This is a genomic window from Corynebacterium sp. KPL2734 (assembly GCF_040225595.1).
Taxonomy (GTDB): Bacteria; Actinomycetota; Actinomycetes; order Mycobacteriales; family Mycobacteriaceae; genus Corynebacterium; species Corynebacterium rhinophilum.
The window spans coordinates 1-778 of sequence record NZ_JBEHFO010000054.1 but is presented as its reverse complement, the minus strand read 5'-3'; the positions used below and the strand labels follow the sequence as shown (position 1 = coordinate 778).

2 protein-coding genes and 1 pseudogene are annotated in these 778 nt (G+C 55.3%); all 3 read right to left on the bottom strand.

Translation table 11 applies throughout. From position 1 onward, the window contains the following. On the bottom strand, window positions 1-149 hold a 149-nt coding region (locus ABRP88_RS11395), incomplete at its 3' end, for a DDE-type integrase/transposase/recombinase (RefSeq protein ID WP_349837261.1). Then, complete coding sequence (locus ABRP88_RS11390; RefSeq protein ID WP_284637196.1) at window positions 146-307, bottom strand: hypothetical protein; 162 nt, start codon at window positions 305-307, stop codon at window positions 146-148. The genes ABRP88_RS11395 and ABRP88_RS11390, both read right to left, overlap by 4 nt. Before the next feature lie 382 nt (window positions 308-689). Then, window positions 690-778 (bottom strand): annotated as a pseudogene (locus ABRP88_RS11385) (transposase); the annotation flags it as partial.

Below are 778 nucleotides of genomic sequence, written 5' to 3'. Positions count from 1 at the left end.
GTGCGCATCGAGTCCGATAATGCCCATCCGACGATCCGTCGGGAGTAAACGTCAGTGACAAACGCGGTGTACACAAAGCCTTTCTTCGTACGCACGTAGGTAATGTCGGCCACCCACAGCTTGTTTAAGGCCCTGGGCTTTGAACTCACGCTCGACCAAATCCGGGCGCAGATCCGGCACGTTGAGGTGTACGGGTTGTGATTGGTGATCCGCCTTTGCCTTTGCCAGAAACACCAGCCAGGCGCATCAGCCGGGCGGTTTGTTCGCGACCGATATCGATTCCGTCACGGTGAAGTGCATGCCACATTTTCCGCACGCTTAAGACACCGTCATTATCCCGATGAACAGCACTAATGCGTTCAACTAGAACAACCGTCACGAAGGCGACGAGCACTTAGCCCTCGGGCTTTGGACTGGCGATAACCACGCGCGGTGATGAACCCACCAGCCCGGTTATTCTTCAATGCCAATGCAGATGAACTCGACAGAGAAACAATCCCGGTATTTATCGATGAACCGGATCATTTCTTAACGTTTTGGGGCCTGGTCGTGAGGCGAAAAAAGCTGACGCGGCCTTCAGCAACTCATTAGTGTCGCGTAGCTGGTGATTTTCACGGCGTAGCCTGGCGTTTTCGGCGGCCAAATCTTCAGGCACAGGTTCTGGGATGCTCCCGGCACGGCGGGCAGGCTTAAGTCCATTGACGAGCCGTGTGCCATGAAACCCCCAACTTTGGAGCTACTGCCTGGCACGCGGGGTGCATCGACATATTTTCCGCCA

Excerpts from the sequence above, each read along its gene's own strand:
- ABRP88_RS11390 (WP_284637196.1), bottom strand. The coding sequence starts at position 307 with ATGTGGCATGCACTTCACCGTGACGGAATCGATATCGGTCGCGAACAA.